Origin of the sequence: Streptomyces sp. 3330 (assembly GCF_031456635.1) — a bacterium.
In the GTDB taxonomy this organism is placed as follows: Bacteria; Actinomycetota; Actinomycetes; order Streptomycetales; family Streptomycetaceae; genus Streptomyces.
The window spans coordinates 105,755-132,696 of the sequence record NZ_JAVDVA010000014.1; the positions used below are offsets into that span (position 1 = coordinate 105,755).

Genomic DNA, 26,942 nt, shown 5'->3' on the forward strand with positions numbered 1-26,942 from the left:
TGACGGCCTTGGTACTACTGCACGTCGTGGACCTCGACCCCGATCTCGCCGCACTCCGCCCGCTCGGCCCCTTCTTCGCCCTGCGCACACCGCGCGGCGGCCCGCAGGGGCCCGCCGCGGCGCTGCCGACCCTCGCCCTGGCCTACCGGGCGGTCCCCGGGAGCGCGACGCCGGACGCCCACGGCGATCCGCTGGCCTTCCGGGTCCGCAAGGTGACCCGGGCCCTGAACGCCCCCGAGGACCGGATCGGGGCCTCGGTGGCGCAGCAGGGCCTCGCGGCCCGGCTCTGGTCGGTGACGCTGGCCTGCGCCGTCCTGTACGGGAGCGTCCCCGACCTCGCGCCTGGGCTGCTGCGCTGGGACCCGGACGGGTCCGCCCCGGACGACCTGTGGCTGACAGAGGTGCGGGGCCGGCCGGGGGACGCGGCGACCGTGGCCGCGACGGTCCTCGACGGCCACCTCGGCCCCCTCTCCGCCGCGCTGCGCGCCCGCCACCGGGTGGCGCCGGGCCTGCTGCGGGGCAACGCCGGATCGGCGCTGGCCGGAGCCGCCCGCCAGCTGGGCCTGTGGGCCCGCGCGCACGGCCGCCCCGACGTCGCCGCACGCGCGCGTGTCCTCGCCGCGGAGCTGTTCACCCACCCCCTCCTCGCGGACACCGGGACATCGGCCGGCGCCGCCTTCCGCCGCCGCAGCTGCTGCCTGTACTACCGGGTGCCCGGCGGGGGCGTCTGCGGCGACTGTTGCTTCACACGACCCCCGCGCTCTTCCCCACGCGCCGAGTCTGGGTGACCATGAAGGGAGCTGATCGCCGAGAGTGGGGGTTCCGGGTGCGAGTGGGACTGCTGACCCGGGAGTATCCCCCGGACGTGTACGGCGGGGCGGGCGTCCATGTGGAGTTCCTGGCCCGCGAGTTGCGCCGCCTGGTCGACCTCGACGTGCACAGCTGGGGCGAGGGGCGCACCGAGGGGGTCCAGCGGCATCGCCCCTGGTCCGCGCTGGACGGCGCCAACGACGCGCTGCGCACCTTCTCCGTGGACCTCGCCATGGCGGCGGCCCTCGAAGGCCGCGAGCTCGTCCACTCCCACACCTGGTACGCCAACCTCGCCGGCCACCTCGCCAAGGAGCTGTACGGCGTCCCGCACGTGGTGACCGCGCACTCGCTGGAGCCCCTGCGGCCCTGGAAGGCGGAGCAACTCGGCGGCGGATACGCCCTGTCGAGCTGGGCCGAGCGGACCGCGGTGGAGGCCGCCGACGCGGTGATCGCCGTCTCCGGGGCGATGCGCGAGGACATCCTCGCCTGCTACCCCACGCTCGCCCCGGACCGGGTCCACGTCGTCCACAACGGCATCGACACCACCCTCTACCGTCCCGATCACGGCACCGACGCCCTGACCCGGATCGGCCTCGACCCGGACCGGCCGTTCGTGCTGTTCGTCGGCCGCATCACCCGGCAGAAGGGCGTGCCCCGTCTGCTGCGCGCCGTCCGGGACATCGACCCGGCGGCGCAGGTCGTGCTCTGCGCCGGAGCGCCCGACACCCCCGAGATCGACCAGGAGTTCCGCGACCTGTTCGCCGGGCTCAGCCGGGCCCGTGACGGCGTGCACTGGATCCCGAAGATGCTGCCGCGCCCCGAGGTGATCCAACTCCTCACGCACGCCGCCGTGTTCGTCTGCCCTTCGGTGTACGAACCGCTCGGCATCGTCAACCTGGAGGCGATGGCCTGCGGGACCCCCGTGGTGGCCTCCCGGGTCGGCGGCATCCCCGAGGTCGTCGAGGACGGGGTGACCGGGACGCTCGTCGCGGTGGACGACGACTTCGAGGCGGGCCTCGCGCGGGCGCTGGACGCGGTCCTCGGCGACCCGGCGGCCGGCCGCCGGATGGGCGAGGCCGGGCGGGCGCGCGCGGTGGGGGAGTTCGGCTGGGACGCGGTGGCCCGGCGGACGGTCGGGCTGTACGAGGAGATCGTCAAACAGGCTTAGTTCCCCCGGCCGGGGGCAACCATGGTTTCAACCAGGGTGAGGGGAGCGGCCATGCGTCGTGGTGGGCCTTCGGTGCTCGGGATCGTGCTGGCGGGCGGTGAGGGCAAACGCCTGATGCCTCTCACGGCCGACCGCGCCAAACCAGCGGTCACGTTCGGCGGCACGTACCGGCTCGTCGACTTCGTGCTGTCCAACCTCGTCAACGCCGACATCCTGCGCATCTGCGTCCTGACGCAGTACAAGTCGCACTCGCTGGACCGGCACATCACCACCACCTGGCGGATGTCGAGCCTGCTCGGCAACTACATCACCCCGGTCCCGGCCCAGCAGCGGCTGGGCCCGCGCTGGTACCTCGGCAGCGCCGACGCGATCCTGCAGTCGCTGAACCTCATCTACGACGAACGGCCCGAGTACGTGGCCGTGTTCGGCGCCGACCACGTCTACCGCATGGATCCGCGCCAGATGCTCACGCAGCACATCGACAGCGGCGCGGGCGTGACCGTGGCCGGGATCCGGGTCCCGCGCGGCGAGTCCTCCTCCTTCGGGGTGATCACCCCGGGCTCGGACGGCCTGACGGTCGAGCGTTTCCTGGAGAAGCCGGCCGACCCGCCGGGGCTCGCCGACGACCCGGATTCCGTGTTCGCGTCGATGGGCAACTACCTCTTCACCACCAAGGCGCTCATCGAGGCGCTCCAGCGGGACGCCGAGGACGAGACCTCCGTCCACGACATGGGCGGCTCGATCCTGCCCCAGCTCACCCAGCGCGGCGAGGCCCAGCTGTACGACTTCCACGACAACCACGTGCCCGGCGAGACCACCCGGGACCAGGGCTACTGGCGGGACGTCGGCACGCTCGACGCGTACTACGACGCCCATATGGACCTGATCGCCGAGCGGCCCGCCTTCAACCTGTACAACCGCAGCTGGCCCATCTACACCCACTCGGGTCAGCTCTCCCCGGCGCGTTTCAACGCGGGCGGCATCGCCGGTGAGTCGATCATCAGTTCGGGGTGCCTGATCCGCGGACAGGTCACCCGCTCGGTGCTGTCGCCGGGCGTGGTGGTCGACCCGGGGGCGGTCGTGCAGGGCTCGATCCTGCACGACAACGTGCACGTCGGACGGGGTGCGGTCGTGCGCGGGGCGGTGCTCGACAAGAACGTGGAGGTCCCTCCGGGTGCGACCATCGGCGTGAACCCGGAGCGTGACGCGGAGCTGTACACGGTGTCCAAGGGCGGCGTGATAGCCCTGGGAAAGGGCCAGCGGGTGTCCTGAACTTAATGCGCTGTTAACTGTGTGTAGCTTGATCGTACTTGACCGTAATCGCCCGGGCGCGCTTGACTGATGGCCTCCACTCTTAGCCGACGCGAGGCAAGCCCTTGACTGCTGACGATCTGCTGGCCCCCCTCGACCTGGCCTTCTGGAACCTCGAGTCGGCCGAGCACCCCATGCACCTCGGTGCGCTCGGCGTCTTCACGGCGCAGTCGCCCACCGCGGGCGCCCACGCCGCCGACCTGCTCGCGGCCCGCGCCGCCGCCGTTCCCGGACTGCGCATGCGGATCCGGGACCTGTGGCGCCCGTTCGACCGCTCGGAACGTTTCGACCTGCGCCGCTCGCTCTCCTTCGGCGGCGCGACCCGGGAGGCGGACCCCGACTTCGACCCCCTGCACCACGTCACGCTGCACGCACCCGCCGCCGACTTCCAGGCCGAGGCCGGGCGGCTCATGGAGCGCCCGCTGGAGCGTGGCCGCCCGCCCTGGGAGGCGCACGTCCTGCCCGACGAGGACGGCGACCACTTCGCCGTGCTCTTCAAGTTCCACCACGCCCTCGCCGACGGGCTGCGCGCCCTGACCCTGGCGGCGGCCGTCCTCGACCCCATGGATCTGCCCGCGCCCCGGCCCCGCCCCGCCGAACCGCCCCGCGGCCTCCTGCCCGACGTGCGCAGCCTGCCCGGCCTGCTGCGCGGAGCCGTCTCCGACGTGGGCCGCGCCCTCGACATCGGCGCCTCCGTCGCCGTGCACACCCTGGGCATGCGCCCCACCCCCGCGCTCACCGCCGCGTCCACCGGCACCCGCCGCACCGCCGGCGTCGTCATCGACCTCGACGACGTGCACCGGATCCGCAAGGTCGCCGGCGGCACCGTCAACGACGTGCTGATCGCGCTGGTCGCGGGCGCCCTGCGCCGCTGGCTCGACGAGCGCGGCGACGGCAGCGAGGGCGTCGTGCCGCGCGCGCTCATCCCGGTCTCCCAGCGCCGCCCGCGCACCGCCCACCCCCAGGGAAACCGGCTCTCCGGCTATCTGATGCGGCTTCCCGTCGACGATCCGGACCCGTTGCGCCGTCTCGACACGGTCCGCGCCGCCATGGACCGCAACAAGGACGCGGGCCCCGGCCGGGGCGCCGGCGCCGTCGCCCTGCTCGCCGACCACGTCCCGGCCCTCGGCCACCGGCTCGGCGGCCCGCTGGTGGGCCAGGCCGCCCGGCTCTGGTTCGACATCCTCGTCACCAGCGTGCCCCTGCCCAGCTTCGGCCTGAAGCTGGGCGGGAACCCGGTGACCGAGGTCTTCCCCTACGCCCCGCTCGCCCGCGGCCAGGCCCTCGCCGTCGCCGTGTCCACCTACCGCGGCCGGATCCACTACGGGCTCGTCGCCGACGCCGAGGCGGTCCCCGACCTCGACCGGTTCGCCGACGCCCTGACCGCCGAGGTGGAGACGCTCATCACGGCCTGCGGCTCTTGACGGGAACGGGTTTGGAGGAGCGGCCCGGCGCTCCGTAAAATTCGTCCTTCGAGAGCGGACTCGGTCGGAGCGCCGCACGGGTGATCAGGGAAGCGGCAGCGCGATGACGGTGACAGAGGACGGCTCGACGGCGGTCACGGAGGAGGTCGTGGACGAGGTCGTGTACGGGCCCGGCATCGACCCGGAGCGGCTCGCCGTCTGCCTCGCCGTGCTGGACGAACTCGACAAGCTGGACGTCGACCACCCCGACGCGATCGCCGTGCGCCGGGCCACCGCCGGCGTCTACCGCACCGTGAAGCAGCGCCGCCGCCAGGACCGCCGGGCCGCCAAGACCGCCCACGACAAAGCGGTCACCGAAGCCACCGCGACCGGCTCCGCCCAGCGCATCGACGACGAGACCGAGGGCCTCCTGCCGTCCTCGGTCACGGAGGAGGGCCGGATCGCCGGGATACTCCAGCGCCCGCGCTCCTGCTACACCTGCAAGACCCGGTACGTGGAAGTCGACTACTTCTACCACCAGCTCTGTCCCGAGTGCGCCCGCCTGAACCGCGACAAGCGCGACGTGCGCGCCGACCTCACCGGCAAGCGCGCGCTGCTCACCGGCGGCCGCGCCAAGATCGGCATGTACATCGCGCTGCGGCTGCTGCGGGACGGGGCGCACACGACGATCACGACCCGCTTCCCCAAGGACGCCATCCGCCGGTTCAAGGCGATGGACGACTCGGGGGACTGGATGCACCGGCTGGAGGTCGTCGGCATCGACCTGCGTGACCCGGCGCAGGCCGTGGCCCTCGCCGACCGGGTCGCCGAGGCGGGCCCGCTGGACATCCTCGTCAACAACGCGACGCAGACCGTACGCCGCCTGCCCTCCGCCTACGCCGCCCTGGTCGGCGGCGAGAGCGCCCCGCTGCCCGCCGGCGAGCTGCCCGCCCACCACGTCATCGGCGCCTTCAACTCCGGCGCGGTCGACGGCCTCGCGGCCCTGCCCCTCGGGGCGAGCAGCCTGGACGCGCAGAAGGTCGCCGACCTCGCCCTGGTCGCGGGCAACGCCAGCGTCGCCCGGCACCTCGACGGCACCGCCATCGACGCGGGCGGCCTGGTCCCCGACGTCGTCGACACCAACACCTGGGTGCAGACCATCGAGCAGATCTCCCCGGTGGAGCTGCTCGAGACCCAGCTGTGCAACTACACGGCGCCGTTCATCCTGATCAGCAAGCTCCGCCCGGTCATGGCCGACGCCGCCAGGAAGGCGACCAGCGGCCGTGCGTACATCGTCAACGTCTCGGCGATGGAGGGCGTCTTCGGCCGTGGCTACAAGGGCGCAGGCCACCCGAACACCAACGCCGCCAAGGCCGCGATGAACATGGTGACGCGGACCAGCGGCCAGGAGATGTTCCAGACCGACGGCATCCTCATGACCTCGGTCGACACCGGCTGGATCACCGACGAGCGCCCGCACTACGACAAGCTGCGCCTCGCCGAGGAGGGCTTCCACGCCCCGCTCGACCTGGTCGACGGCGCGGCCCGCGTCTACGACCCGATCGTGCGCGGCGAGCAGGGCGTGGATCTGTACGGGGTCTTCCTGAAGGACTACGCGCCGGGCAAGTGGTAGGGCCGTTCCGGCCCGCCGGCCGGGCGGGGGGCGTGGGGCGGCCGCACGGTTCCCCGCGCCCGGTCGGCGGCGACGTGCGCCCGGCGCACGCGCGTGCCGCCGTCCACCAGCAGGTCCGCGCCCGTGATCCACTGCGCGTCGTCGGAGCACAGCCAGACCACCGCCCGTGCCACGTCCTCCGGTTCCCCGATCCGGCCCAGCGGCAGGGCCGCCGCCAGGTCCCGTTCTCCCGGCTCCCACACGAAGCGGGCCATCTCGGTCCGTACCAGTCCGGGGGAGACGGAGTTCACCCGCACGGACGGGCCCAGCTCGCCGGCGAGCTGCCCGGTGAGGTGGAGGAGGGCCGCCTTGCTGGTGCCGTAGGCGCCGACGCCGGGGCCCACGTGTCCCGCGCCCTCCGTGCAGACGTTGACGACCGCGCCGCCGTGCTCGCGCATCCAGCCCCGCCACGCGCACTGCACCAGCCGCAGCGGCGCCTCGACGTTCACCGTGAACGCCTGCCGCCAGGCGCCGGGATCGGCGTCCATGAGCGGCCCGAGGGGCTGGTTGGTCGCCGCGTTGTTCACCAGCACGTCCAGCCGGCCGAACGCCGCCAGGCACAGCTCCGTCAGCTCCCGGGGATGGGCCGGATCCCCGACGTCGCCGGCCAGTCCGACACCGCCCAGCTCCGCGGCCGCGCGGCGCACCGCGGCGGGATCCCGCGCGCTGACGCACACCCGCGCCCCCGCGGCGGCGAGCGCCTGTGCCACCGCCCGGCCGATCCCGCGCGTGGCCCCCGTGACGACGGCGGCCCTGCCCCGCAACCCGTACGACGACGTCATCGGCGTACCGTCTCATGACGGACCGTCAGTCGACAGCCCCGAGGCGCGAGTTCCGTGCCGCCACCAGTTCCAGCACGGTGCGCCAGTCCTCCAGCACGCCCGCGTCCGGCCCGGCCGCCCGGCCGTCCTCGTCGGCCTGGCGCAGGCTGAGCAGATCGTCGTCGGCCGTCGGCCCGTCCCAGGGGTGCAGCCCGACGAGACGGGAGACCCGGGCGCCGAGCAGCGGGCGTACGGCGTCGGCGGCCCGTTCCGGCCGGCCGGCCCCGTCGGCGGGGCACAGCAGGTGGCCGATCGGGTGGACGAGCCCGGTGAGCTGGAGCTCCTTGTCGGCGGGGCGGCTGCGGCGCAGCAGTGCGGCCGTCCGGAGCGCGTGATCGTGCAGGTCGATGCCGGGCGCACCGCGCTCCGGGGTGTCCCGCACGCCCCGGCAGGCGTACAGCAGGTCCATCAGCTCCTCGACGCTGCGCAGCTCCATGCGCCAGTCCTTCCGCGAGACCGCCGTTGCCGGACGCCAGCAGACCATGGCGTGCTTGCGACCGGACGAACGGCACTTGAACTGCGCGGCGAACTCACGGGCGAATGCGTCGCCTCGTTGGACCGCCACGCCCAGCAATATCCCCCGGACGGGTGAACACAGAAGGTGTATCAGGGTGGAAAAAGGTTCAATTCACCTGCGGTGACATACGGGTGACTTGCCATGGTTACCCCAAATTTTCAGCCCTATCGAGCGGCCACCCGCTCATTTGGTTAATGTGTAGCGGACGGACAGCAGTACGGAGTGCCACCCACACCCACGGTCCGTCATGGGACAGGCCGCTTCACAACGGCTCGCCCTCCAAGAAGTTGCCGGCGCCACCGCGTCCTCGACCGACTTGAGCCAGCCCCGAGGGAGCGTCAGGCGCCGGACCGCAGACTGGCCGGCACGCCCCGAGGGTGACCCGACACATAAGGAGTGCGCGGTGACACCGGAGAAGACGAATCGCGAGCAACGTCCCAAGGAACGCCCGGAGCGGGCCGGCCGTCGGCCCGGCGAGATCGGCAGCCTCGACGTGTGGGCCCGCTCCGCCCCCATCCGCCTGGCGGGCTACGAGGACGACCTCGCCGAGCCCCACATCCTGCCCAGCGTGGACTGACCGCTCGCGGTCGCCCGGCCTGGGCGTGCGCCAGGCACGCCCACGCCGGGCCCACTCGGTCCGCTCAGTCGAGCGGAGCCGTCCGTCGCCACGGACGAAGACCCTCCAACTGCGCCGCCAGCCGCAGCAGTTCGCCCTCCCGCCCCGGCAGGCCCACCAGCTGCACCGCGGCGGGGGCGCCGGACGGCAGCGTGCCGAAGGGGACCGCCATGGCGGGCCAGCCCGTCAGGTTCCACGGCGGCGTCAGCGGCGAGTAGTTCGTGTTCACCAGGACGTTGCGCAGCCAGCCCCGCTCGTGCCACGGCGCCGACTTCGGTGACCGTCGCGCCAGCGCCGGGGTGAGCAGCACGTCGTACTCCGCGAAGAACGGCTCCAGGCGCCGTCGCAGCGCCTCCCGCGCCGAGCCGCCGCGCACCCCGGACAGGAAGCGCCGGCCGACGGCCGCGTGCACCCGGGTGCGCCGGGTCAGCAGCCGCGGGTCGAGGCGCGCCGCGTCCACCGCCGTGCCGGCCGTCCAGTGCGCGAGCGCGGTGAGGCCCAGCGACAGCGGATACGGCGGTTCGGCCCGTTCCGCATGGTGCCCCGCCCGGACCAGCACCCCGGCCGCGTCCCGCGCGGCGCCCGCGTACGGCTCGCTCACCGTGACCCCGGCCAGCGGGCTGCGCACGGAGACGGCGATCCTCAGCGCGCCGGGTTCCCCGGCCGCCGCGACGTCGGTGTCCGCGAGGACCGACAGCATCAGCCGCGCGTCCTCGACCGTCGTGGCCAGCGGCCCGTTCTCCGACATCCCGAACCAGTCGCCCTCGCCGATCCCGGCCGGCACCACCCCGTGGCCCGGCTTGACGGTCACGAGGCCGCAGTTGGCCGCCGGGATGCGCAGCGAGCCCATGCCGTCGTTGCCGAGGGCGATCGGCACCATCCCCGCGGCGACCGCCGCCGCGCTGCCGCCGGACGAGCCGCCCGCCGTGCGGGAGGTGTCCCAGGGGTTGCGGGCGGTGCCGTGCACGCCCTCCGTGGTGCCGAAGACGCACAGCTCCGGCACGTTGGTGAGGCCCACGACCACCGCGCCGGCCGCCCGCAGCCGGGCCACCGTCACATGGTCCTCCTCGGCCGGGGTGTCCGGTGTCGCGGCCGAGCCGACCCGGGTCGACTCGCCCCGCACGCCGAGGTTGTCCTTGACCGCCACCGGCACCCCGGCCAGCGGCAGTCCGGCCAGATCCCCCCGGGCGGCCAGCGCGTCGGCCTCGGCCAGGGCGGCGCGGGCGCGCACCGTGCGGAACGCTCCGATCCGGCCGTCCAGCCGCTCGATCCGCGCGAGATGCGCGGCGACCACCTCGCGGGGCGTGACCTCCTTCGCGCGGACGGCGGCGGCGATCTCGGCGGCGGTCCGGCCGACCCAGCTGGTCACGGGCAGCTCCCTCGGTGTGCGTGGCGCTACTGGCGAGTACGCGAGCAGGTAGGAGAACTCTGCCCCGCCCGGCGCCCCGCGTCGAGAGGCGGACGTGGCTCAGGTCCCCACCTGCCCCCTGAGCCACTCCTCCACCTCGCCGACATGGGAGGCCGCCGCCGCCCGGGCGGCCTCCGGGTCACGGGCGGCCAGCGCGCGGTGGATGGCGGCGTGTTCGCGGCGGGTCCGGGCGAAGGCGCCCTCCTCCTGGTAGCCGCGCCAGACGCGGGCCCGGAAGGTGCGGGAGGAGAGGCCCTCCAGGATCGCCGCCATCGTCTCGTTGCCGGCGGCCTGCGCGATCGCCCGGTGGAACTCCAGGTCGTGCGCGAGGATCTCCTCCGGGTCGTCCGTCGCGTTCATCGCCGCCAGGTGGCCCTCCACGACGGCCAGCTGCTCCGGCGTGATGCGGGCCGCGGCCAGGGCGGTGGCCGTCGACTCCAGGATCCGGCGCACCTGGAGCAGTTCGACCAGACGCGGGCCCCGCGACAGATCGGCCACCACCCCGAACGTCTCCAGCAGGTCCCCCGCCTCCAGCGCGGTGACGTAGATCCCGGAACCGTGCCGGGCCTCCAGCACCCCCAGCACCGTCAGCGCCCGGATCGCCTCGCGCATGGAGCTGCGGGAGATGCCCAGCTCGGCCGCGAGCGCGCGCTCGGTCGGCAGCCGCTGCCCGGGTTTCAGCGCCCCGTCGGTGATCATCGCCTTGATCCGCTCGATGGCGCGCTGCGTCACCGTGCCCTTCGGGACGGCGGTCCCGCTGCGCGGGGTGTCTTCCACGTGGCCCTCTCCTCCTCGCCGGTACGCCGCGCTCCTCGACCGAGATGGTCGGACCACTTGGGCGGGCAACTCGGCAAAAAGCTACCCGGGGGGTGTCGAGAAGCGGAAGTGGTCTGATAAATATTCGGCACGTATCCCGCCGGCGACTTCCGGGCCGCCGACCTCGTGATCCGGAAGGAGAAGGCGGCGTGAGCGACTTCGAAGGGCTGACGGCCCTGGTGACGGGGGGCGGCTCCGGCATCGGCCGGGCCACCGCGGAGCTCCTGGCCGAGCGCGGCGCCCGGGTCGCCGTCCTCGACCTGGACCCGTCGGGGGTGGCGAAGCCCCTGCGCGGATATCTCGCCGACGTCACCGACGACGCCTCCGTGCGGACGGCGGTCGCGGCCGCGGTCGCCGACCTCGAAGGGCTGGACATCCTGGTCAACAACGCGGGCGTCGGCGCGCAGGGCACCGTCGAGGACAACGACGACGCCGAATGGCACCGGGTCCTCGACGTCAACGTGCTCGGCATGGTCCGCGCGGCCCGTGCCGTGTTGCCCCACCTGCGGCGCTCCTCGCACGCGGCGATCGTCAACACCTGCTCCATCGCCGCCACCGCCGGGCTGCCGCAGCGCGCGCTCTACAGCGCGACCAAGGGCGCGGTGTACTCGCTGACCCTGGCCATGGCCGCCGACCACGTCCGCGAGGGCATCCGCGTCAACTGCGTCAACCCCGGCACCGCGGACACCCCGTGGGTCGGCCGGCTGCTCGACGCGGCCGACGACCCGGCCGCCGAGCGGGCCGCCCTGGAGGCCCGCCAGCCCACCGGCCGGCTGGTCGGCGCCGACGAGGTCGCGGGCGCCATCGCCTACCTCGCGAGCCCGCTGTCCGGCGCCACCACGGGCACCTCCCTCGCCGTCGACGGCGGGATGCAGGGCCTGCGGCTGCGCCCGGCGGGCCGGTGAACATGCTCGGGCGCAGCGGAGTCCCGGTCAGTCCGCTCGCCTTCGGCGCCGCCGGCATCGGCAACCTCTTCACCGAGGTCGGCGAGGAGCAGGCGCACGAGGCGGTCACCGCCGCCTGGCAGCAGGGCATCCGCTACTTCGACACCGCGCCGCACTACGGCCTCGGCCTGTCCGAACGCCGCCTCGGCGCGGCCCTGCGCGAGCACCCGCGTTCGCGGTACACGGTCTCCACCAAGGTGGGCCGCCGTCTGGAGGCCGCGGACCGGGGCGGCGACGACCTGGCCGACGGCTTCGCCGTTCCCGCCACGCACCGCCGCGTATGGGACTTCAGCGCCGACGGCGTACGGCGCACCCTGGACGCCAGCCTGCAACGGCTCGGCCTCGACCGGGTGGACGTCGTCTATCTGCACGACCCCGACGACCACGCCGAACAGGCCTTCCGCGAGGGTTACCCGGCGCTGGAGAAGCTCCGCGCGGAGGGCGTCGTCGGGGCGATCGGCGCCGGCATGAACCAGGCGGAGATGCTCACCCGCTTCGTCCGGGACACGGACGTCGACGTGGTGCTCTGCGCCGGCCGGTACACGCTGCTCGACCAGCGGGCCCGGGCCGAGCTGCTGCCCGCGGCCACCGAGCGTGGCGTGTCGGTGGTCGTCGGGGGCGCCTTCAACTCCGGTCTGCTGGCCGACCCCCGGCCGGACGCCACGTTCGACTACGCGCAGGCCCCCGCCGCGCTGCTGGACCGGGCCCGGCGCATGAAGGAGACCGCCGACCGGCACGGCATCACCCTGCGCGCCGCCGCCCTGGCGTTCTGCGCCGCCCATCCGGCCGTGGCGAGCGTCCTGGTCGGCACCCGCTCGGCCGCCGAGGTGCGTGACTGCGCCGAGCAGTTCGCGACCGCCGTTCCTGCGGCCTTCTGGCAGGAACTGCGGGACACCGGGCTGCTTCCCCCCGAGGAGCCGGCATGAGGGTCGCCCTGCACACCAGGGTGCGTGCGGACCGTGTCGCCGCGTACGAGGCGGCGCACCGCGAGGTGCCGAGGGAACTGACGGACGCCGTCCGCGCCGCCGGGGCCACCTCGTGGACGATCTGGCGCAGCGGCGCCGAGCTGTTCCACCTCCTGGAGTGCGAGGACTACGCGCGTCTCCTCGCCGAGCTGGAGGCACTCCCGGTCAACGTGGTGTGGCAGGCGCGGATGGCCGAGCTGCTCGACGTGGTGCACGACTACTCCGACGCGGGCGCGGCCGCGGGCCTGCCCGTCGTCTGGGAGCTGCCGTGACCGTCGACGCGCATCACCACGTCTGGGACCTGTCGGTGCGGGACCAGGACTGGATCGCCGAAGACAGCCCGCTCCGGCGGGACTTCACCGTGGACGAGCTGGCCACGGAGGCCCGCGCGGCCGGGGTCGACCGCACGGTCCTCGTCCAGACGGTCACCGTGGCCGACGAGACCCCCGAGTTCCTGGCCCTCGCGGCCGCGAACGAGCTGATCGCGGGTGTCGTCGGCTGGACCGACCTCACCCGCGCGGACGTCGCCGACGAACTGGCCCGGCTGCGGGAGCTCCCCGGTGGCCGGTACCTCAAGGGCGTCCGCCACCAGGTCCAGGGCGAGCCGGACCCGCGGTGGCTGCTGCGGCCGGACGTGCGCCGCGGTCTCACCGCCCTCGCCGCCGCCGGACTCGTCCACGACCTGGTGGTGCTGCCCCACCAGCTCCCGGCCTGCGTCGAGGCGGCGGCCGCCCTGCCCGGACTCACCTTCGTCCTCGACCACCTGGGCAAGCCGCCGATCGCCTCCGGCGCGCTGGAGCCCTGGGCCTCCCGTGTCCGGGCCCTCGCGGCGCTGCCCAACACGGTCTGCAAGCTGTCCGGCATGGTCACCGAGGCCGACCCCGCGTCCTGGACCGCCGACGACCTGCGCCCCTACGCGGACACGGTGATCGAGGCCTTCGGGCCCGCCCGGCTGATGTACGGCTCGGACTGGCCGGTGTGCACATCCACCGCTTCGTACGGCGAAGTCCTGAACCTGGCACGGGAGTTGACCGACCCGGGCGCGCACACCGAGATCTTCGGGACCACGGCCGTCCGGGTCTACGGCCTCTGAGCCGTCCCCGCCGACCGGGTCGGCGGCAGATACTCCCGCACGTACGTCCGATGCCAGTACGCGCCGGTCTCCCGCAGCTCCCGCCAGGTGGTGCAGCGGTAGCGGAAGAGACGGGCGCGGATGTGGCGCGGCGGCTCGTCGGGCGGGAAGGGGGAGCGGCGCAGCAGCCGCAGCGTGTCGCGGTCGTTCTCCAGCAGCCGTTCCACCAGGGCGGCGAACCACGCCCCGGCGTAGGCGGGGGAGAGCGCCGCGAACCACATCATCCAGTCCAGGCGCAGATGATAGGGGGCGAACTGGCGCGGCCGGTGGCGGGGATCGCCGGGCTTGCCCTTGAACTCGTACTCCCGCCAGTCGGAGTCCTCGCGCGGCACGTCGTCGGGCGTGCCCTCGATCACCACCTCGTAGCGGATCCGGCTCACGCTGCCGAACGCGCCGTAGGTGTTGACCAGGTGCAGCGGATCGAAGGAGCGGTTCATCACCTGGCGGCGGGAGAGCATGTTGACCACCGGGCGGTAGCTGAGGAACAGCAGCAGCGCGGCCGCGGCGAGGACCACGATCTCGTACCAGAGCGGGGTCGCGGGGGCCGACCGGTGGCCGGCGGGCAGTTCGAGCGCGGACACGGCCAGGACGACGGTGATCCAGTTCAGCCAGGCGAAGTTGCCCGACAGCACCAGCCACAGCTGGGTCAGGATCATCAGACACGCGGCCGCCGTCGCGATCGGCTGCGGGGCGAACAGCAGGAACGGCACGACGAGTTGGGTGAAGTGGTTCGCCGCCGCCTCCACCCGGTGCAGCGGTTTCGGCAGATGGTGGAAGAACCGGCTCAGCGGGCCGGGCATCGGCTGGGTCTCGTGGTGGTGGTAGAGACACGTCAGGTTCCGCCAGCAGGCGTCGCCCCGCATCTTGATCAGACCCGCGCCGAACTCGACCCGGAACAGGATCCAGCGCGCCAGGAAGAGCACGACGACCGGCGGGGCCACCTCGTCGTTGCCGAGGAACACGGCGAGGAAGCCCGTCTCCAGCAGCAGGGACTCCCAGCCGAACCCGTACCAGGTCTGCCCCACGTTGACGATCGACAGGTACAGCGCCCACGGCACCAGCCACAGGGCCATCGCCGCCCAGAGGGGCACCAGGGAGTCCAGGCCGGCCAGCAGCGCCGCAGAGACCGCGCAGCCCGTCCAGGCGCAGCCCGCGAACAGGCGGTCGGAGTAGCGCAGGTGGAACAGGCTCGGCGCCCGCCGGAAGGGCACCCGCTCGACGAAGCGGGGCACCGGCAGCATCCCCCGCTCGCCGAGCAGCGCCCGGAACTGGAGGGCGGCCGTCAGGAAAGCGACGACGTAGACACCGGCCAGCGCCCGCTGGAAGACCAGCCGGCTCAGCCAGTACTCGGGTGCGGTGAACCAGTCCACAGCCGTGCGCTCCTTGTCTCCGGTCGGGCCGTGTCACCGTGCGTGGTCGCGTGCTCCGGTTGCGTGACCCTGTCGGGTGAAGCAGACAATAGTGGTCGAATCACCTCCGGGTGAGGGACCGAGACGATGCGGGAGAACGTGGTGCGACTACCCACTGCCCCTCTCCTCACCGCCTGCGCGCTCTCGGCGGCGCTCCTCGTCGCCGGACGCGGTGGTGCGGAGGAGAGGATCACGATGCCGGGCGCGGAGGACGTCGTCCCGGCCGCCGAGGGACGGGTCGTCTCCGGCGACCCCTTCAGCGGCCTGTTCGCCGACCCCTCGGCGGCCGATCCCGGCTCCGGCTCGTCCGGCGCGGGCGCCGACGGCGGTCCCGACGAGGGCCGGGCGTCCGGTGAGGGCCCGGCGTCCGGTGAGGACCTGGGATCCGACCTCGACCGCGGGGTCGACCCCGGCGAGATCGGCCCCGAGACCGTCCCGGAGATCCCCGACCTGCCCGACGGCGGCGGGCTGATCCCCGACGGGCCCGACGAGTCCGACGCGCAGGATCCGTCCGACAGCATCTTCGGCAGCCCCGTCGACGTCGTCATGGGCTGACGGTGGCCGCGGGCCCGGGCTCCCCGGTCGAAGAATCGGGCGATTCCTGGCAAGGTGGGCCCATGGTTGATCGGGGAGCGAGCGCCCTGTCCCTCCCGGACGACTGGCCCGCCCACCCGGATCCGATCCTGGCGCTCAACCGCATGGGCACGTTCGACTGGGACCTGGACTCGGGGCACTTCCACATGGACGCCCGGGCCCACGAGATCTTCGACATGCGGCCCGACGAGTTCGACGGCGACCCCGGGACCCTCGCCGCCCGGGTCCCGCCGGCCGAGGGGATCCGCCTGGACGAACTGGTCGCCCAGGCCATCAAGGACGGCAGCGAGAACTACGGCGCCTACTTCCGCATGCGGCTGCGCGACGGCACCCTGCGCTGGACCCACACCCAGGGCTACATCCGGCGCGACGGGACCGGCCGGCCGCGCCGCATCGTCGGCATCGTGCGGGACGCGACCGACGAGCTCAGCGATCTCGCCGCCCGCCGCGACGAGGCCTCCCTCGACGACGCGCGCCGCGATCAGACCAACGTCGTCCAGCTCACCACGGCGGCCCTGGCGCACGCCCGCACCGTGGGGGACGTCATCGACGTCCTCAAGGACACCCACGGCCTCACCCACCTCGGCGCGACCAGCCTCGTCATGGGGCTCGTCGAGGCCGGCCGGATCCGGCTGATCGCCGAGGGGCCGGAGGGCAGCTTCGTGCCCGGCACCCTGGTCACCCGCCTCGACGAGCCCTACCCGATGAGCGAGGTGGTCCGCACCCTCACCCCGCGCTTCATCGAGTCGCCGGAGGAGTTCGCCGGCGGCTACCCCGTGCTGTGGCCGCACCTCACCGACCTCAAGATCACCTCGGCGGCCTATCTGCCGCTCATCGTGCAGGCCCGCCCGATCGGCGCGATGGGCCTGCTCTACAGCGACCGCCTGGGCTTCACGCAGGAGGACCGCAACATACTCGTCGCGCTCGGCAGCAGCATCGCGCAGAGCCTGCAGCGCGCGATGTTCTACGAGCAGGAGAAGGACATCGCGCAGGGCCTCCAGCAGGCCATGCTGCCGCGCACCATCCCCAGCGTGCCGGGCGCCGACGTCGCCGTCCGCTACCGCGCCGCCACCATCGGCGGATCCCTGGGCCGGGACATCGGCGGGGACTGGTACGACCTGATCCCGTTGCCCGGCGGCCGGGTCGGCGCCGTGATCGGTGACGTCCAGGGCCACGACACGCACGCCGCCGCCGTCATGGGCCAGCTGCGCATCGTCCTGCGGGCCTACGCGGCGGAGGGCCACACCCCGGCCACCGTGATGGCCCGTGCCTCGGTCTTCCTGCACGAACTCGACACCGACCGCTTCGCCACCTGCCTGTACGCCGAGGCCGATCTCTCCACGGGGGTCGTCCAGGTGGTCCGCGCGGGACACATCGACCCGCTGCTGCGCGGCCTCGACGGGACCTGCCGGCGTGTCCCGGTGCCCGGCGGGCTGCCGCTCGGCCTGTCCGCCGAGTTCGGCAGCCTGGAGTACCCGGTCGGCACCGTGGAGCTCGACCCCGGCCACACCCTTCTGCTGTGCACCGACGGGCTGGTCGAACAGCCCGGCACGGACGTCGACGACGGCATGCGGGCCCTCGCCGCCCTGATCGCCGCGGGCCCCGCGGACGTCCGGAAACTGGCCGACCAGCTCATCGAGGTCGCCGAGGAGCGCGGCGGTGACGACGACGTGGCCCTGCTCCTGCTGCGCCGGCGCGGACCCGACGGCCCGCAGTCCGGGAGCCGGCTCCAGCAGCACGTCGCCCCCGGCGACCCCGAGGCCCTCAGCGAGGCCCGGCACATGATCCGCGCCGCCGTCCGCACCTGGGGCGCCCGGGACCGCTCCGACGAGATCGAACTGGTCGCCGACGAACTGATCACCAACGCGCTCATGCACACCGAGGGCGCGGCGATCGTCACCCTGCGGGTGCTCACCGGCACCGAACACCGGCTGCGCGTCGAGGTGGAGGACTCCTCCAGCGCCCTTCCGCGCCGCCGCGAGGCGGGCGAGTCGGGGGTCTCCGGGCGGGGACTGCTGCTGGTGGACCTGCTCACCGACGCCTGGGGCGTGGAGGCCCGGGGCGGCGGCAAGTGCGTCTGGTGCGAGTTCGTGGTGACGGTGCGAACCTGAGCGTCCCGGTTCCGGATGGCACTCTGGACGTATGCCGGAACTCCCCGAGGTCGAAGCGCTGAAGGACTTCCTGGCCGAACACCTCGTCGGCCACGAGATCGTCCGCGTGCTGCCCGTCGCGATCAGCGTGCTGAAGACGTACGACCCGCCCGTCACCGCCCTGGAGGGCCGGGAGGTCACCGCCGTGCACCGGTACGGCAAGTTCCTCGACCTGGCGACCGGTGACGGCCCGCACCTCGTCACGCACCTCGCCCGCGCGGGCTGGCTGCACTGGAAGGACAGACTCCCGGACGGCCCGCCCCGCCCCGGCAAGGGGCCCCTGGCCCTGCGGGTCGCCCTGGAGACCGGCGCGGGCTTCGACCTGACGGAGGCCGGCACCCAGAAGCGGCTGGCGGTGCACGTCGTCCAGGACCCGGGCCAGGTACCCGGCGTCGCCCGGCTCGGCCCCGACCCGCTCGCCGCCGACTTCGACGAGGCCAGGTTCGCGGCGCTCCTCGGGGGTGAACGTCGGCAGTTGAAGGGCGCTCTGCGCGACCAGAGCCTGATCGCCGGCGTCGGCAACGCCTACAGCGACGAGATCCTGCACGTCGCGAAGATGTCCCCGTTCAAACTGGCGGCCACGCTGACACCGGAGGAGACCCACGTCCTCTACGAGGCCCTGCGCACCACGCTCAGGGAGGCGGTCGAGCGCTCACGGGGCCTGGCGGCGGGCCGCCTGAAGGCCGAGAAGAAGAGCGGTCTGCGCGTCCACGGCCGCACCGGCGAACCCTGCCCGGTCTGCGGCGACACCATCAAGGAGGTGTCCTTCAGCGACTCCTCGCTGCAGTACTGCCCCACCTGCCAGACCGGCGGCAGACCACTGGCGGACCGACGGATGTCACGGCTGCTGAAGTAGGCGCTGCCCCGAGGGCGCCGACCCGGACCGTCCCGACCTGTTCGCCGGGGTCCGCGCCGACCCGAAGTGACCTGAACTCACTCCGGGGCGGGGTCAGTGGGCCTCGAGCGTCACCAGGTGCTCGCCGCCCGACGTGCGCAGCTCGTAGCGGGCGATCTCGTCCGGGTGCCAGGCCGCGGCGCCCTGCATGGTGTTCGGGCGGGCGTCGTGCTTGGGGACGCTCCAGCTGGTGACCGTCTGCTCGGAGCCGTCGAGGCCGACGGCGATCAGCCGGCAGGAGCGGGGGCCCGCCCCGTCCTTGACCTCGAGCTCCACATGGCTGCCCCAGGCCTCGTTCTCGGTGGTGACCTGCGCCCACACCCCGGACTTCTCGTCCGTCGCGGCGACCCGTACGGCGCTCTCGCCCTCGGCGCCGGCGCTGCCCGCCATCATCGCGAGCACGGGGCCAGCCAGGGCGACGACCACCGAGGCGGCCACGGCGTACAGCACCCGGCGGCGCACGGCCCGGTGCCGGACCGCCACCTCGGCCAGCAGCCGGTCCAGCAGCTGCGGGCCGGGCCCGGCGAAGGGGTGCACGGCGCGCGGGGTGGCGCGCCGGTAGAGCATCATCTGCCGTGCGGTGGGGCCGAACTCGGTTACCTGTGCCGCACATTGAGGACACTCCATGAGGTGGTCCTCGAAGCGGAAGGCTTCCGCTTCGTCCAGCACGCCGAGCGCGTACGCGCCGACGTCGCGATGCCTTTCCAGGGACCTCATGCCGAAACCTCGTGCCGTTGAGTGCCAGTGGGGTTACTCCTTGCTCCCACCGGTACGCACCCGGCCGACGAATCACTCAAGCCACGTACCGAATCGTGACCCAGATGTTCGGAGCGGTCCGGCCCGCGGATTGGTGTGAATCTAAAAAAGATGAATCGCCAGGTGGCCGAGGGGCAGTCCGAGCTGCCAGGCGGGTGTCCAGACCTTGGGTCCCTCGTCCTCGCCGACCACCGGCGCACCGCCGGGAACCGCGTTGAGATCGGGAGCGAGCAGCTCCGTCTCCTCCAGCCAGCGCCAGGCCGCGGCCGCCAGGTCGAGGTCGGGAGCCGGTCCGTCCGACTCGGCGGCCTCGGCCCTCAGTTGAGACATACGTGTGTCGACCCAGTCCTGCCACGGCTGGTCGTACGCCGTGAGCGAAAGCCACGTCTCCAGTTGAGTGACGACGCGGATGCCGGGCAGTTCGCCGTCGGTGTCGGACAGGAAGATGGTGAGCGCCAGGGCGTCGCGGCCGGCGCGGAACTCGAAGGACGTCGGCGGCATCAGGTCGCCGGTCCGCAGCAGTTCGTCGGCGATGTACTCGGCGTACAACCAGGCCATGGGGACGGTGAGTTCACCGCCGCCGGTACCGTCCGTGCTCTGGTGACCTCTGTGCAGCATCCCTTCCTGCCTTCCTCCGGTGCTTGCGCTCGCCCGTTGCCGGGACGCTGGGGACCCGGTCACCGGGCCCCATCCGGAACACGGATAAGGACACCCGATTACTCGAAGGGGGTCCTCGGCAAGGCGCTTTACGGAGGCTTGACCCAGTCGTCGGTTTCAGCGCAGGTCGGCCGCGTATCCCGGAAGCACCCGGCGCAGGGCGCGCAGCGCGTAGTACGCGCGGGACTTCACGGTACCGGGCGGAATTCCGAGGGCTTCGGCGGCCTCCGCCACACTGGCCCCCTGGAAATACACCAGCACCAGGACTTCACGGTGCTCCGGCGTGAGTGTCTTCACAGCCTCGCGTACGTCGAGCGTGGCGGCCGCCCGCTCGGCGTGGTCGGCGCAGACGGGTGAGGCGTTCTCCAGCACCGCGTCCCCGACCTCGGCGGGGCGCGCCTGCCGGGCCCGCCGCGCGTCGATGGCGAGCCGCCGGCCGACGGTGAGCAGCCAGGGCCGCACGGAGTCGAAGGCGTCGGCGCGCAGGGCCTCGGGGTGCTGCCAGGCGCGTACCAGGGTCTCCTGGACGAGGTCCTCGGCGCGCTGGCGGTCGCCGTCGCACAGCCTCAGCAGCAGCGCGAAGAGCGGCCCGCCGTGCTCGCGCTGGAGTGCGGCGAGCTCGTGCTCGGCGGTCGTCGTCCGGGCGTGGAGGGTGGTTCCGGCGGTCATGGGCGTATGGCACCGCAGTGCGCCGGTTCGGGACAGGGCGCGCACACGGATCTGCGGCGGACGGTCGATCGCGTCGGCGAACGGTTCGACGAACGGTCCGGGCTACGCCGATCGCGGGCATCGCTCCTGGACGAAGGGAGTGCCGGGGCGGACCGCCGCCTCCCATGGATTAGTACTGATCCATGGGTAAATATGACAATTCATGGGAAGTGGGGTGAACCGGTGATCGCCCGCAGACACCAGGTGGCTCTGGCCCTGACGGCGCTCCTCGCCTCGGCCGCCGCCTGCCAGGGCCGGGACCACGGGCCGGGCGAGCGGCCCGGCCGGCCGGCGCCGGCCGCCGCCCGCGGCTTCACGCTCGTCGCCTCCGGCGACATCCTCCCGCACACCACCGTCATCGACCGCGCCCGCTTCGACGCCGGGGGCGCCGGCTACGACTTCCGCCCGATGCTCGCGGGCATCGCACCCGTCGTCTCCCGCGCCGACCTGGCGCTGTGCCACATGGAGACCGTCTACGGCGCGAACGGCGTCTACACCGGCTATCCGGACTTCAAGTCCCCGCCGGAGATCGCCGCGGCCCTGGCCGCCACCGGCTACGACGGCTGCTCCACCGCCTCCAACCACAGCCTCGACGACGGCGCGGCCGGCGTGCGGCGCACCCTCGACGCGCTCGACGCCGCCGGTGTGCGGCACGCGGGGACCGCCCGCACCGAGGCCGAGGGCAACGCCGTCACCCTCCTGCGCGCCGGCCCGGGGAAAGTCGCCCACCTCGCCTACACCTTCGACACCAACGGCCACCCCGCGCCCCAGGGGCAGCCCTGGACCGTCAACCTCCTCGACGAGAACCGGATCCTCGCCGACGCCAAGGCCGCCCGGAAGGCGGGTGCCGACGTGGTCGTCGTCTCCGTGCACTGGGGCACCGAATGGCAGGACGCGCCGGACGAACGCCAGCTCGCCCTCGCCCGTACCCTCACCGCCTCCCGCACGGCCGGCCGGCCCGACGTCGACCTGATCCTCGGGACGCACGCCCATGTCCCCCAGGCCTACGAGAAGGTCAACGGCACCTGGGTCGTCTACGGCATGGGCGACCAGATCGCGGGCGAGATGTTCAACCACCAGGGCGTCCAGGACGCGCGCGGCAACCAGTCGACCGTCGCCCGCTTCACCTTCGCCCCGCCCGCCCGGCCCGGCGGGCGCTGGGAGGTGCGCAGGGCCGAGTTCGTGCCGCAGATGTTCGACATCGACGCCGGCCGGGTGCTCGACCTCAACAAGGCCCTGGCCCAGGGCGCGGGCCTCGAGGGGGTGCGCGACCGGATCAGAGACGTCGTCCTCGGCCGGGGCGCGGCGAAGGACGGGCTGGTGATGGGGAAGTGAGCCGGCGGTAGGCGCACCCCGGGTGGCCGGCGGGCGGTGGCTACGGCACGACCGTCACCGGCCACCGTCCCGCCTTCACCAGCCGTACCGCCACGGACCCCACGATCCGGTGGCCGGCCTGTTCCGAGGCGCCCACCACCACCGCGTCCGCCTTGAGCTCGTCCGCCGCCTTCACCAGCCCGCCGTAGGGGTCGCCGCGGAAGGTGTGGAACTCCCAGCGCACGTCGAATATCCCCCGGGTGCGCTCGGTGGCCTCCCGGATCTGCGCGACCAGGTCCTCGGCGATCTCGTCGGTCGTCTCCGCGACCGGCACCCCGAGCGCCGCGCCCGCCACCAGCACCGGCTGCACGTACACCACGGCGAGCAGCGCGTGCTGGCGCCGGGCCAGGCCACCGGCGTACGCCGCGGCCCGGAGCGAGGATTCGGAGCCGTCCACCCCGACGAGGATGACCTTGGGTCCGTCCGTGCCCCGCTCGAACCGGTGCGCGGGCTGCTGCGCGTGCTGTTCCGTCACGGCCCAGAGGCTATCGGAAGCCGCAGCTCCGGCCGGTGGGCGGGCCGCTCGACGGGCGGTCCGGCCCGGGTGTTCCTAGAGTCGGAGCATGAGTGCCACCGTGCAGACCGCCCCGGCCGAGAGGACCCCGGGCCCGGCACGGCGGCCCGCCGGCCGCTTCCTCGGCCGGGTGCCCGAGGGCTTCGCGGCCTTCTTCGGCGCCCTCGGCCTGCTCTGCGTCCTGCTGGCCCTGATCCCGCCGCTGCGCCGTCTGCTGCGCCCGGTCGTCCGCTTCCTGGACGTGCTGCTCGTCCCGGTCAGCGCCAACCTCGCCTACGCCGTGTTCCTCTTCCTGCTGGCCGCCGCCACCGCCGCGCGCAAGAAGGTCGCCTGGTGGCTGGTCGTCGTCTACCTCGGCCTGCTCGTCCTCACCGACGTCCTCGGCGTGGCCGCCGGCCTGTACGGGCAGTCCGTGCCGTCCCTGGTGGTGTGCGCGCTCGCGCTCGCCCTCCTGGTGGTCGCCCGCGGCGAGTTCTACGCCGCCTCCCGCCGCGCGGCGGTCCGGCGCGCGCTCGCCGTACTGCTCGTCGGACTCGGCCTGGCCGTCCTGGTGGGCTGGGGGCTGGTGGAGCTGTTCCCGGGCACGCTGCCGCCGGGCCAGCGCTTCGGCTGGGCCGCCAACCACGTCCTGGGCGGCCTGGTCTCGACCCGCTCCTTCGACGGCCGCCCGCCGCGCCCCCTCTACTTCCTCCTCGGCCTCTTCGGCGCCCTGGCCCTGCTGAACGCCGCCGCCGTCCTCTTCCGCTCCCAGCGGATGGAGGCGGCCCTGCACGGCGACGAGGAAGCCCGCCTCCGGGCCCTGCTCAAGGCCTACGGCGACCAGGACTCCCTCGGCTACTTCGCCACCCGGCGCGACAAGGCCGTCGTCTTCTCGCCCAGCGGGAAGGCCGCCGTCACCTACCGCGTCGAGGCCGGGGTCTGCCTCGCCAGCGGCGACCCGGTCGGCGACCGCGAGGCGTGGCCGCACGCCATCGCCGCCTGGCTGGACGCCGCCCGCCTGCACGCCTGGGCGCCCGCGGTCATGGGCGCCTCCGAGGACGGCGCGAAGGCCTACGCCCGCGCCGGACTCGGCGCCCTCCAGCTCGGCGACGAGGCGATCCTGCCGGTCGCCTCCTTCGACCTCGGCGGCCGCGAGATGCGGGTCACCCGGCAGGCCGTCAACCGGGTGCGGCGCACCGGCGCCTGCTGCCGGGTCCGCCGCCACTCCACCCTCACCGACCACGAGATGGAGGAGGTCGTCGGCCGCGCGGACGCCTGGCGCGACACCGAGACCGAACGCGGCTTCTCCATGGCCCTGGACCGCCTCGGCGACCCCGCCGACGGCGACTGCCTCCTCGTGGAGGCCCTGGACGACGACGGCCGCCTCCTCGCCCTGCTCTCCTTCGTCCCCTGGGGCCGCGACGGCATCTCCCTGGACCTCATGCGCCGCGACCGCACCGCCCCCAACGGCGTCATGGAGTTCATGGTCGCCGACCTGTGCGCCGCCGCCCCTAAGCTCGGCGTGCGCCGGATCTCCCTCAACTTCGCCGTCTTCCGCTCGGCCTTCGAGGAGGGCGCCCGGATCGGCGCCGGGCCGGTGCTGCGGCTGTGGCGCCGGCTGCTGCTGTTCTTCTCCCGGTGGTGGCAGCTGGAGGCCCTCTACCGCTCCAACGCCAAGTACCACCCCGAGTGGTACCCCCGCTTCCTCTGCTACGCCGACGCCGGCTCCCTGGCCCGGGTGGGCCTCGCCTCCGGCATCGCCGAGGGTTTCGTCTCCGTGCCCTCGCTGCGCAAGCTCTGGGGCAACCGGAACCCGAAGGGCGGGCCGCGCCCCGCCACCACCGAGGGCCTGCCGCCGACGGCGGCGCTCGGCCTCGACGGAGGGGACGAGGCCGGGGACACCGGTCCGGAGGCGGGTCTGCCCGAGCAGGTCCGCGTCCGGCACCGCAAGCTCGACCGGCTGCGGGCCGAGGGCGTCGACCCCTACCCGGTCGGGGTCCCGCTGCGCACCCACGCCCTCGCCGAGGTCCGCGCGGGGGAGACGGTCACCGTCGCCGGCCGGATCATGCGGGTACGCGACTTCGGCGGCATCGTCTTCGTGACGCTGCGCGACTGGTCGGGGGACCACCAACTCGCCCTCACCCGCGAGGCCCTCGGCTCCTTCCGGTCCGACACCGACCTCGGCGACCACATCGTCGTGACGGGCAGGGCCGGGACGAGCGACCGGGGCGAGCCCACCGTCTTCGTCACGTCCTGGCAGCTCACCGCCAAGTGCCTGCGCCCGCTGCCCGACAAGCGCCGCGGCCTCACCGACCCCGAGGCGAAGGTCCGCATGCGCTACCTCGACCTGGTGGCGAGCCCCGCGGCCCGCGACGTCGTCCGCGCCCGCTCGCACGCCGTACAGGCGCTGCGCCAGGGGCTGTTGGAGCGGGGCTATCTGGAGGTCGAGACCCCGATGCTCCAGCAGATCCACGGCGGCGCCAACGCCCGCCCCTTCACCACCCACATCAACGCCTACGACCTCGACCTGTACTTGCGCATCGCCCCCGAGCTGTACCTCAAGCGGCTGTGCGTCGGCGGCCTGGAGAAGGTCTTCGAGATGGGCCGCACCTTCCGCAACGAGGGCGTCTCCTACAAGCACAACCCCGAGTTCACCATGCTGGAGGCCTACCAGGCGTACGCCGACTACGACGTGATGCTCGACCTGGTGCGCGAGCTGATCCAGGGAGCGGCCACGGCCGCCTTCGGCTCGCCGGTCGCCCGCAAGGACGGACGCGAGTACGACATCTCGGGGGAGTGGCCGGTCCGCACGGTCCACGCCGCGATCTCCGAGGCGCTCGGCGAGCCGGTCGACGCCGACACCCCGCTGCCCGCCCTGCACCGGCACTGCGACCGGGCGGGCGTCCCGTACACCCCCGACGACGGCCGGGGCGACGTCGTGCTGGAGATGTACGAACGCCTGGTCGAGGAGAAGACCCGACTCCCCACCTTCTACAAGGACTTCCCCACCGATGTCTCGCCGCTCACCCGGCAGCACCGCACCGACCCGCGGCTCGCCGAGCGCTGGGACCTCGTCGCCTTCGGCACCGAACTCGGCACCGCATACTCCGAGTTGACCGACCCGGTGGAACAACGCCGCCGTCTGACCGAGCAGTCCCTGCTCGCCGCGGGCGGAGACCCCGAGGCGATGGAACTCGACGAGGACTTCCTCGACGCCCTCGAGTACGCGATGCCGCCGACCGGCGGTCTCGGTATCGGCGTCGACCGCCTGGTCATGTTCCTCACCGGCCTCACGATCCGCGAGACCCTGCCGTTCCCGCTGGTACGACACCGCTGAGGGCGCCTCCTTCCACTGTTCGGACCGACGGCCACTGCGCCGGGCGGGTGGAATCGTGCCGCCGGTCCGGTGTCGGTGTGGTGGGTCGGGGGCGCGCCGGGCGACTGATGACTGCATGAAGAAGGATCAGTTGTTCACGCGACGCCGGGCGTTGCTCGCCGGCGCAGCCGCCGTCGGAGCGGTCGGCACGGCCGGGGTGTTCCTGTGGGGCGAGGAGGGCGAGCCGGTCCGCGCCGCCGCCCCCGCCGCGGGCGCCCCGGCGCGCAGCCTGCCGCTGAAGCCCTCCGCCTACCGCCTCCAGCCGCTGACCGGGTACGGCCCGCCGCGCACCGCCCCCGGCCGCACCCCGGTGCGCCACGAACCGCTGCTGAGGATGACCGGCCGCGGCCGCACCATGGTGCTGACGTTCGACGACGGACCCGACCCCCGTTACACCCCCGGCATCCTGGACACGCTGGCCCACTACGACGTGCGCGCGATGTTCTTCGTGTGCGGGGAGATGGCCGCCGACCACCAGGAGCTGCTGGGACGGATGGCCGACGAGGGCCACGTCGTCGGCAACCACACCTGGTCCCACCCCCTGCTGACCGGCCTCACCCGCCGTCAGATCCGCTCCGAGATGGCCCGCACCAGCGAGGTCATCGAGTCGGGCTACGGCGAGCCGCCCCGCTGGTTCCGCGCTCCCTACGGCGCCTGGAACCGGGCCGCCTTCCAGCTCGGCGCCGAGCTGGGCATGGAGCCGCTCGCCTGGACGGTCGACACCCTCGACTGGACCGCCCCCGGCGCCGGCACCATCGTCGAGCGGGTCGAGAAGGGCGCCGCCCCCGGCGTCGTGGTGCTCTCGCACGACGCCGGGGGCGACCGCTCGCAGAGTGTGCGGGCCCTGCGCAGCTACCTGCCGCAGCTGCTGGACTCCGGCTACCACATCACCGTTCCCCACCGGCGGTACACCTGACGCGAGCCCCGCGTCCGCCCGGCCGGGAACC

At 73.5% G+C, this 26,942-nt stretch carries 25 protein-coding genes; 16 read left to right on the top strand and 9 right to left on the bottom strand.

Annotated features, from left to right (window positions below):
* Positions 1 to 8 precede the first annotated feature (8 nt).
* The 5 genes from J2X68_RS23350 to J2X68_RS23370 all read left to right on the top strand — a co-directional run bounded on the left by J2X68_RS23350 (position 9) and on the right by J2X68_RS23370 (position 6,325).
* Positions 9 to 788 carry a (2Fe-2S)-binding protein gene (locus tag J2X68_RS23350; protein ID WP_310434497.1) on the top strand — a complete coding sequence of 260 codons (780 nt, stop codon included), beginning with the start codon at positions 9 to 11 and terminating at the stop codon, positions 786 to 788.
* A gap of 38 nt (positions 789 to 826) precedes the next feature.
* A complete protein-coding gene (glgA, locus tag J2X68_RS23355; RefSeq protein WP_310434498.1) occupies positions 827 to 1,978 on the top strand; it encodes a glycogen synthase in 1,152 nt (383 codons plus the stop codon).
* Between the two features lie 51 nt (positions 1,979 to 2,029).
* Positions 2,030 to 3,250 (top strand): glucose-1-phosphate adenylyltransferase, encoded by a 1,221-nt coding sequence (glgC, locus tag J2X68_RS23360; RefSeq protein WP_310434499.1) that lies wholly within the window; start codon positions 2,030 to 2,032, stop codon positions 3,248 to 3,250.
* Between the two features lie 104 nt (positions 3,251 to 3,354).
* Positions 3,355 to 4,713, top strand: coding sequence for a wax ester/triacylglycerol synthase family O-acyltransferase (locus J2X68_RS23365; RefSeq protein WP_310434500.1), 1,359 nt, complete (start codon positions 3,355 to 3,357; stop codon positions 4,711 to 4,713).
* A gap of 103 nt (positions 4,714 to 4,816) precedes the next feature.
* Complete coding sequence (locus tag J2X68_RS23370) at positions 4,817 to 6,325, top strand: SDR family NAD(P)-dependent oxidoreductase (protein ID WP_310434501.1); 1,509 nt, start codon at positions 4,817 to 4,819, stop codon at positions 6,323 to 6,325.
* On the opposite strand, the gene J2X68_RS23375 is transcribed toward J2X68_RS23370, so the two are convergent.
* On the bottom strand, positions 6,304 to 7,146 hold the full coding sequence (locus J2X68_RS23375) for an SDR family oxidoreductase (RefSeq protein WP_310434502.1): 843 nt from the start codon (positions 7,144 to 7,146) through the stop codon (positions 6,304 to 6,306). The two genes, J2X68_RS23370 and J2X68_RS23375, sit on opposite strands and share 22 nt — an antisense overlap.
* A 25-nt stretch (positions 7,147 to 7,171) precedes the next feature.
* Positions 7,172 to 7,621: a hypothetical protein gene (locus J2X68_RS23380; protein ID WP_310434627.1), complete on the bottom strand. Its 450-nt coding sequence runs from the start codon at positions 7,619 to 7,621 to the stop codon at positions 7,172 to 7,174.
* 484 nt (positions 7,622 to 8,105) lie between these two features.
* Between J2X68_RS23380 and J2X68_RS23385 the strand changes: the two genes are divergently transcribed.
* Positions 8,106 to 8,279: a hypothetical protein gene (locus J2X68_RS23385; RefSeq protein WP_107472678.1), complete on the top strand. Its 174-nt coding sequence runs from the start codon at positions 8,106 to 8,108 to the stop codon at positions 8,277 to 8,279.
* A 64-nt stretch (positions 8,280 to 8,343) separates the two neighbouring features.
* On the opposite strand, the gene J2X68_RS23390 is transcribed toward J2X68_RS23385, so the two are convergent.
* Positions 8,344 to 9,687, bottom strand: a complete 1,344-nt coding sequence (locus tag J2X68_RS23390; RefSeq protein ID WP_310434503.1) for an amidase family protein — start codon at positions 9,685 to 9,687, stop codon at positions 8,344 to 8,346.
* A 99-nt stretch (positions 9,688 to 9,786) separates the two neighbouring features.
* On the bottom strand, positions 9,787 to 10,503 hold the full coding sequence (locus J2X68_RS23395; protein ID WP_310434504.1) for a FadR/GntR family transcriptional regulator: 717 nt from the start codon (positions 10,501 to 10,503) through the stop codon (positions 9,787 to 9,789).
* Between the two features lie 188 nt (positions 10,504 to 10,691).
* On the opposite strand from J2X68_RS23395, the gene J2X68_RS23400 reads away from it, so the two are divergent.
* Genes J2X68_RS23400 through J2X68_RS23415 form a run of 4 tightly spaced genes read left to right on the top strand, consistent with a single transcriptional unit; the run spans position 10,692 to position 13,544 of the window.
* Positions 10,692 to 11,447, top strand: coding sequence for an SDR family oxidoreductase (locus J2X68_RS23400; RefSeq protein WP_310434505.1), 756 nt, complete (start codon positions 10,692 to 10,694; stop codon positions 11,445 to 11,447).
* The gene (locus J2X68_RS23405) at positions 11,444 to 12,412 is read left to right on the top strand and encodes an aldo/keto reductase (RefSeq protein WP_310434506.1); all 969 of its coding nucleotides are present in this window, start codon (positions 11,444 to 11,446) and stop codon (positions 12,410 to 12,412) included. The genes J2X68_RS23400 and J2X68_RS23405 overlap by 4 nt, the downstream gene beginning before the upstream one ends.
* A complete protein-coding gene (locus tag J2X68_RS23410) occupies positions 12,409 to 12,723 on the top strand; it encodes an L-rhamnose mutarotase (RefSeq protein ID WP_310434507.1) in 315 nt (104 codons plus the stop codon). Before J2X68_RS23405 ends, J2X68_RS23410 begins: the two co-directional genes overlap by 4 nt.
* Positions 12,720 to 13,544, top strand: a complete 825-nt coding sequence (locus tag J2X68_RS23415; RefSeq protein ID WP_310434508.1) for an amidohydrolase family protein — start codon at positions 12,720 to 12,722, stop codon at positions 13,542 to 13,544. Before J2X68_RS23410 ends, J2X68_RS23415 begins: the two co-directional genes overlap by 4 nt.
* Here J2X68_RS23415 and J2X68_RS23420 read toward each other — a convergent pair.
* A complete protein-coding gene (locus tag J2X68_RS23420) occupies positions 13,532 to 14,953 on the bottom strand; it encodes a lipase maturation factor family protein (protein ID WP_310434509.1) in 1,422 nt (473 codons plus the stop codon). The genes J2X68_RS23415 and J2X68_RS23420 overlap by 13 nt on opposite strands.
* A gap of 141 nt (positions 14,954 to 15,094) precedes the next feature.
* Here J2X68_RS23420 and J2X68_RS23425 point away from each other — a divergent pair, with 141 nt between their 5' ends.
* The 3 genes from J2X68_RS23425 (at position 15,095) to J2X68_RS23435 (ending at position 18,592) form a co-directional block, all read left to right on the top strand.
* Positions 15,095 to 15,547: a hypothetical protein gene (locus J2X68_RS23425; RefSeq protein ID WP_310434510.1), complete on the top strand. Its 453-nt coding sequence runs from the start codon at positions 15,095 to 15,097 to the stop codon at positions 15,545 to 15,547.
* 62 nt (positions 15,548 to 15,609) lie between these two features.
* Positions 15,610 to 17,697, top strand: a complete 2,088-nt coding sequence (locus tag J2X68_RS23430; RefSeq protein WP_310434511.1) for a SpoIIE family protein phosphatase — start codon at positions 15,610 to 15,612, stop codon at positions 17,695 to 17,697.
* 31 nt (positions 17,698 to 17,728) lie between these two features.
* On the top strand, positions 17,729 to 18,592 hold the full coding sequence (locus J2X68_RS23435) for a DNA-formamidopyrimidine glycosylase family protein (RefSeq protein ID WP_310434512.1): 864 nt from the start codon (positions 17,729 to 17,731) through the stop codon (positions 18,590 to 18,592).
* 93 nt (positions 18,593 to 18,685) lie between these two features.
* Here the strand turns inward: J2X68_RS23435 and J2X68_RS23440 are convergent, their stop codons facing one another.
* From J2X68_RS23440 to J2X68_RS23450, 3 genes are all read right to left on the bottom strand, one after another.
* Positions 18,686 to 19,348 (bottom strand): zf-HC2 domain-containing protein, encoded by a 663-nt coding sequence (locus J2X68_RS23440; RefSeq protein ID WP_310434513.1) that lies wholly within the window; start codon positions 19,346 to 19,348, stop codon positions 18,686 to 18,688.
* Between the two features lie 141 nt (positions 19,349 to 19,489).
* Positions 19,490 to 20,005, bottom strand: a complete 516-nt coding sequence (locus J2X68_RS23445; RefSeq protein WP_310434514.1) for a hypothetical protein — start codon at positions 20,003 to 20,005, stop codon at positions 19,490 to 19,492.
* Between the two features lie 156 nt (positions 20,006 to 20,161).
* Positions 20,162 to 20,713, bottom strand: coding sequence for a sigma-70 family RNA polymerase sigma factor (locus J2X68_RS23450; protein WP_310434515.1), 552 nt, complete (start codon positions 20,711 to 20,713; stop codon positions 20,162 to 20,164).
* Between the two features lie 222 nt (positions 20,714 to 20,935).
* Between J2X68_RS23450 and J2X68_RS23455 the strand changes: the two genes are divergently transcribed.
* Positions 20,936 to 22,087 (top strand): CapA family protein, encoded by a 1,152-nt coding sequence (locus J2X68_RS23455; protein ID WP_310434516.1) that lies wholly within the window; start codon positions 20,936 to 20,938, stop codon positions 22,085 to 22,087.
* A 40-nt stretch (positions 22,088 to 22,127) separates the two neighbouring features.
* Here J2X68_RS23455 and J2X68_RS23460 read toward each other — a convergent pair whose 3' ends face one another.
* Positions 22,128 to 22,601 (bottom strand): universal stress protein, encoded by a 474-nt coding sequence (locus J2X68_RS23460; RefSeq protein WP_310434517.1) that lies wholly within the window; start codon positions 22,599 to 22,601, stop codon positions 22,128 to 22,130.
* 88 nt (positions 22,602 to 22,689) lie between these two features.
* Here J2X68_RS23460 and lysX point away from each other — a divergent pair, with 88 nt between their 5' ends.
* Positions 22,690 to 25,956 (top strand): bifunctional lysylphosphatidylglycerol synthetase/lysine--tRNA ligase LysX, encoded by a 3,267-nt coding sequence (gene lysX, locus J2X68_RS23465; RefSeq protein WP_310434518.1) that lies wholly within the window; start codon positions 22,690 to 22,692, stop codon positions 25,954 to 25,956.
* 115 nt (positions 25,957 to 26,071) lie between these two features.
* Positions 26,072 to 26,911 carry a polysaccharide deacetylase family protein gene (locus J2X68_RS23470; protein WP_310434519.1) on the top strand — a complete coding sequence of 280 codons (840 nt, stop codon included), beginning with the start codon at positions 26,072 to 26,074 and terminating at the stop codon, positions 26,909 to 26,911.
* Positions 26,912 to 26,942 lie beyond the last annotated feature (31 nt).

Excerpts from the sequence above, each read along its gene's own strand:
- glgC (WP_310434499.1), top strand. The coding sequence starts at position 2,030 with ATGCGTCGTGGTGGGCCTTCGGTGCTCGGGATCGTGCTGGCGGGCGGT.
- J2X68_RS23370 (WP_310434501.1), top strand. The coding sequence starts at position 4,817 with ATGACGGTGACAGAGGACGGCTCGACGGCGGTCACGGAGGAGGTCGTG.
- J2X68_RS23375 (WP_310434502.1), bottom strand. The coding sequence starts at position 7,146 with ATGACGTCGTCGTACGGGTTGCGGGGCAGGGCCGCCGTCGTCACGGGG.
- J2X68_RS23380 (WP_310434627.1), bottom strand. The coding sequence starts at position 7,621 with ATGGAGCTGCGCAGCGTCGAGGAGCTGATGGACCTGCTGTACGCCTGC.
- J2X68_RS23410 (WP_310434507.1), top strand. The coding sequence starts at position 12,409 with ATGAGGGTCGCCCTGCACACCAGGGTGCGTGCGGACCGTGTCGCCGCG.
- J2X68_RS23430 (WP_310434511.1), top strand. The coding sequence starts at position 15,610 with ATGGTTGATCGGGGAGCGAGCGCCCTGTCCCTCCCGGACGACTGGCCC.
- J2X68_RS23435 (WP_310434512.1), top strand. The coding sequence starts at position 17,729 with ATGCCGGAACTCCCCGAGGTCGAAGCGCTGAAGGACTTCCTGGCCGAA.
- J2X68_RS23440 (WP_310434513.1), bottom strand. The coding sequence starts at position 19,348 with ATGAGGTCCCTGGAAAGGCATCGCGACGTCGGCGCGTACGCGCTCGGC.
- J2X68_RS23445 (WP_310434514.1), bottom strand. The coding sequence starts at position 20,005 with ATGCTGCACAGAGGTCACCAGAGCACGGACGGTACCGGCGGCGGTGAA.
- J2X68_RS23450 (WP_310434515.1), bottom strand. The coding sequence starts at position 20,713 with ATGACCGCCGGAACCACCCTCCACGCCCGGACGACGACCGCCGAGCAC.
- lysX (WP_310434518.1), top strand. The coding sequence starts at position 22,690 with ATGAGTGCCACCGTGCAGACCGCCCCGGCCGAGAGGACCCCGGGCCCG.
- J2X68_RS23470 (WP_310434519.1), top strand. The coding sequence starts at position 26,072 with ATGAAGAAGGATCAGTTGTTCACGCGACGCCGGGCGTTGCTCGCCGGC.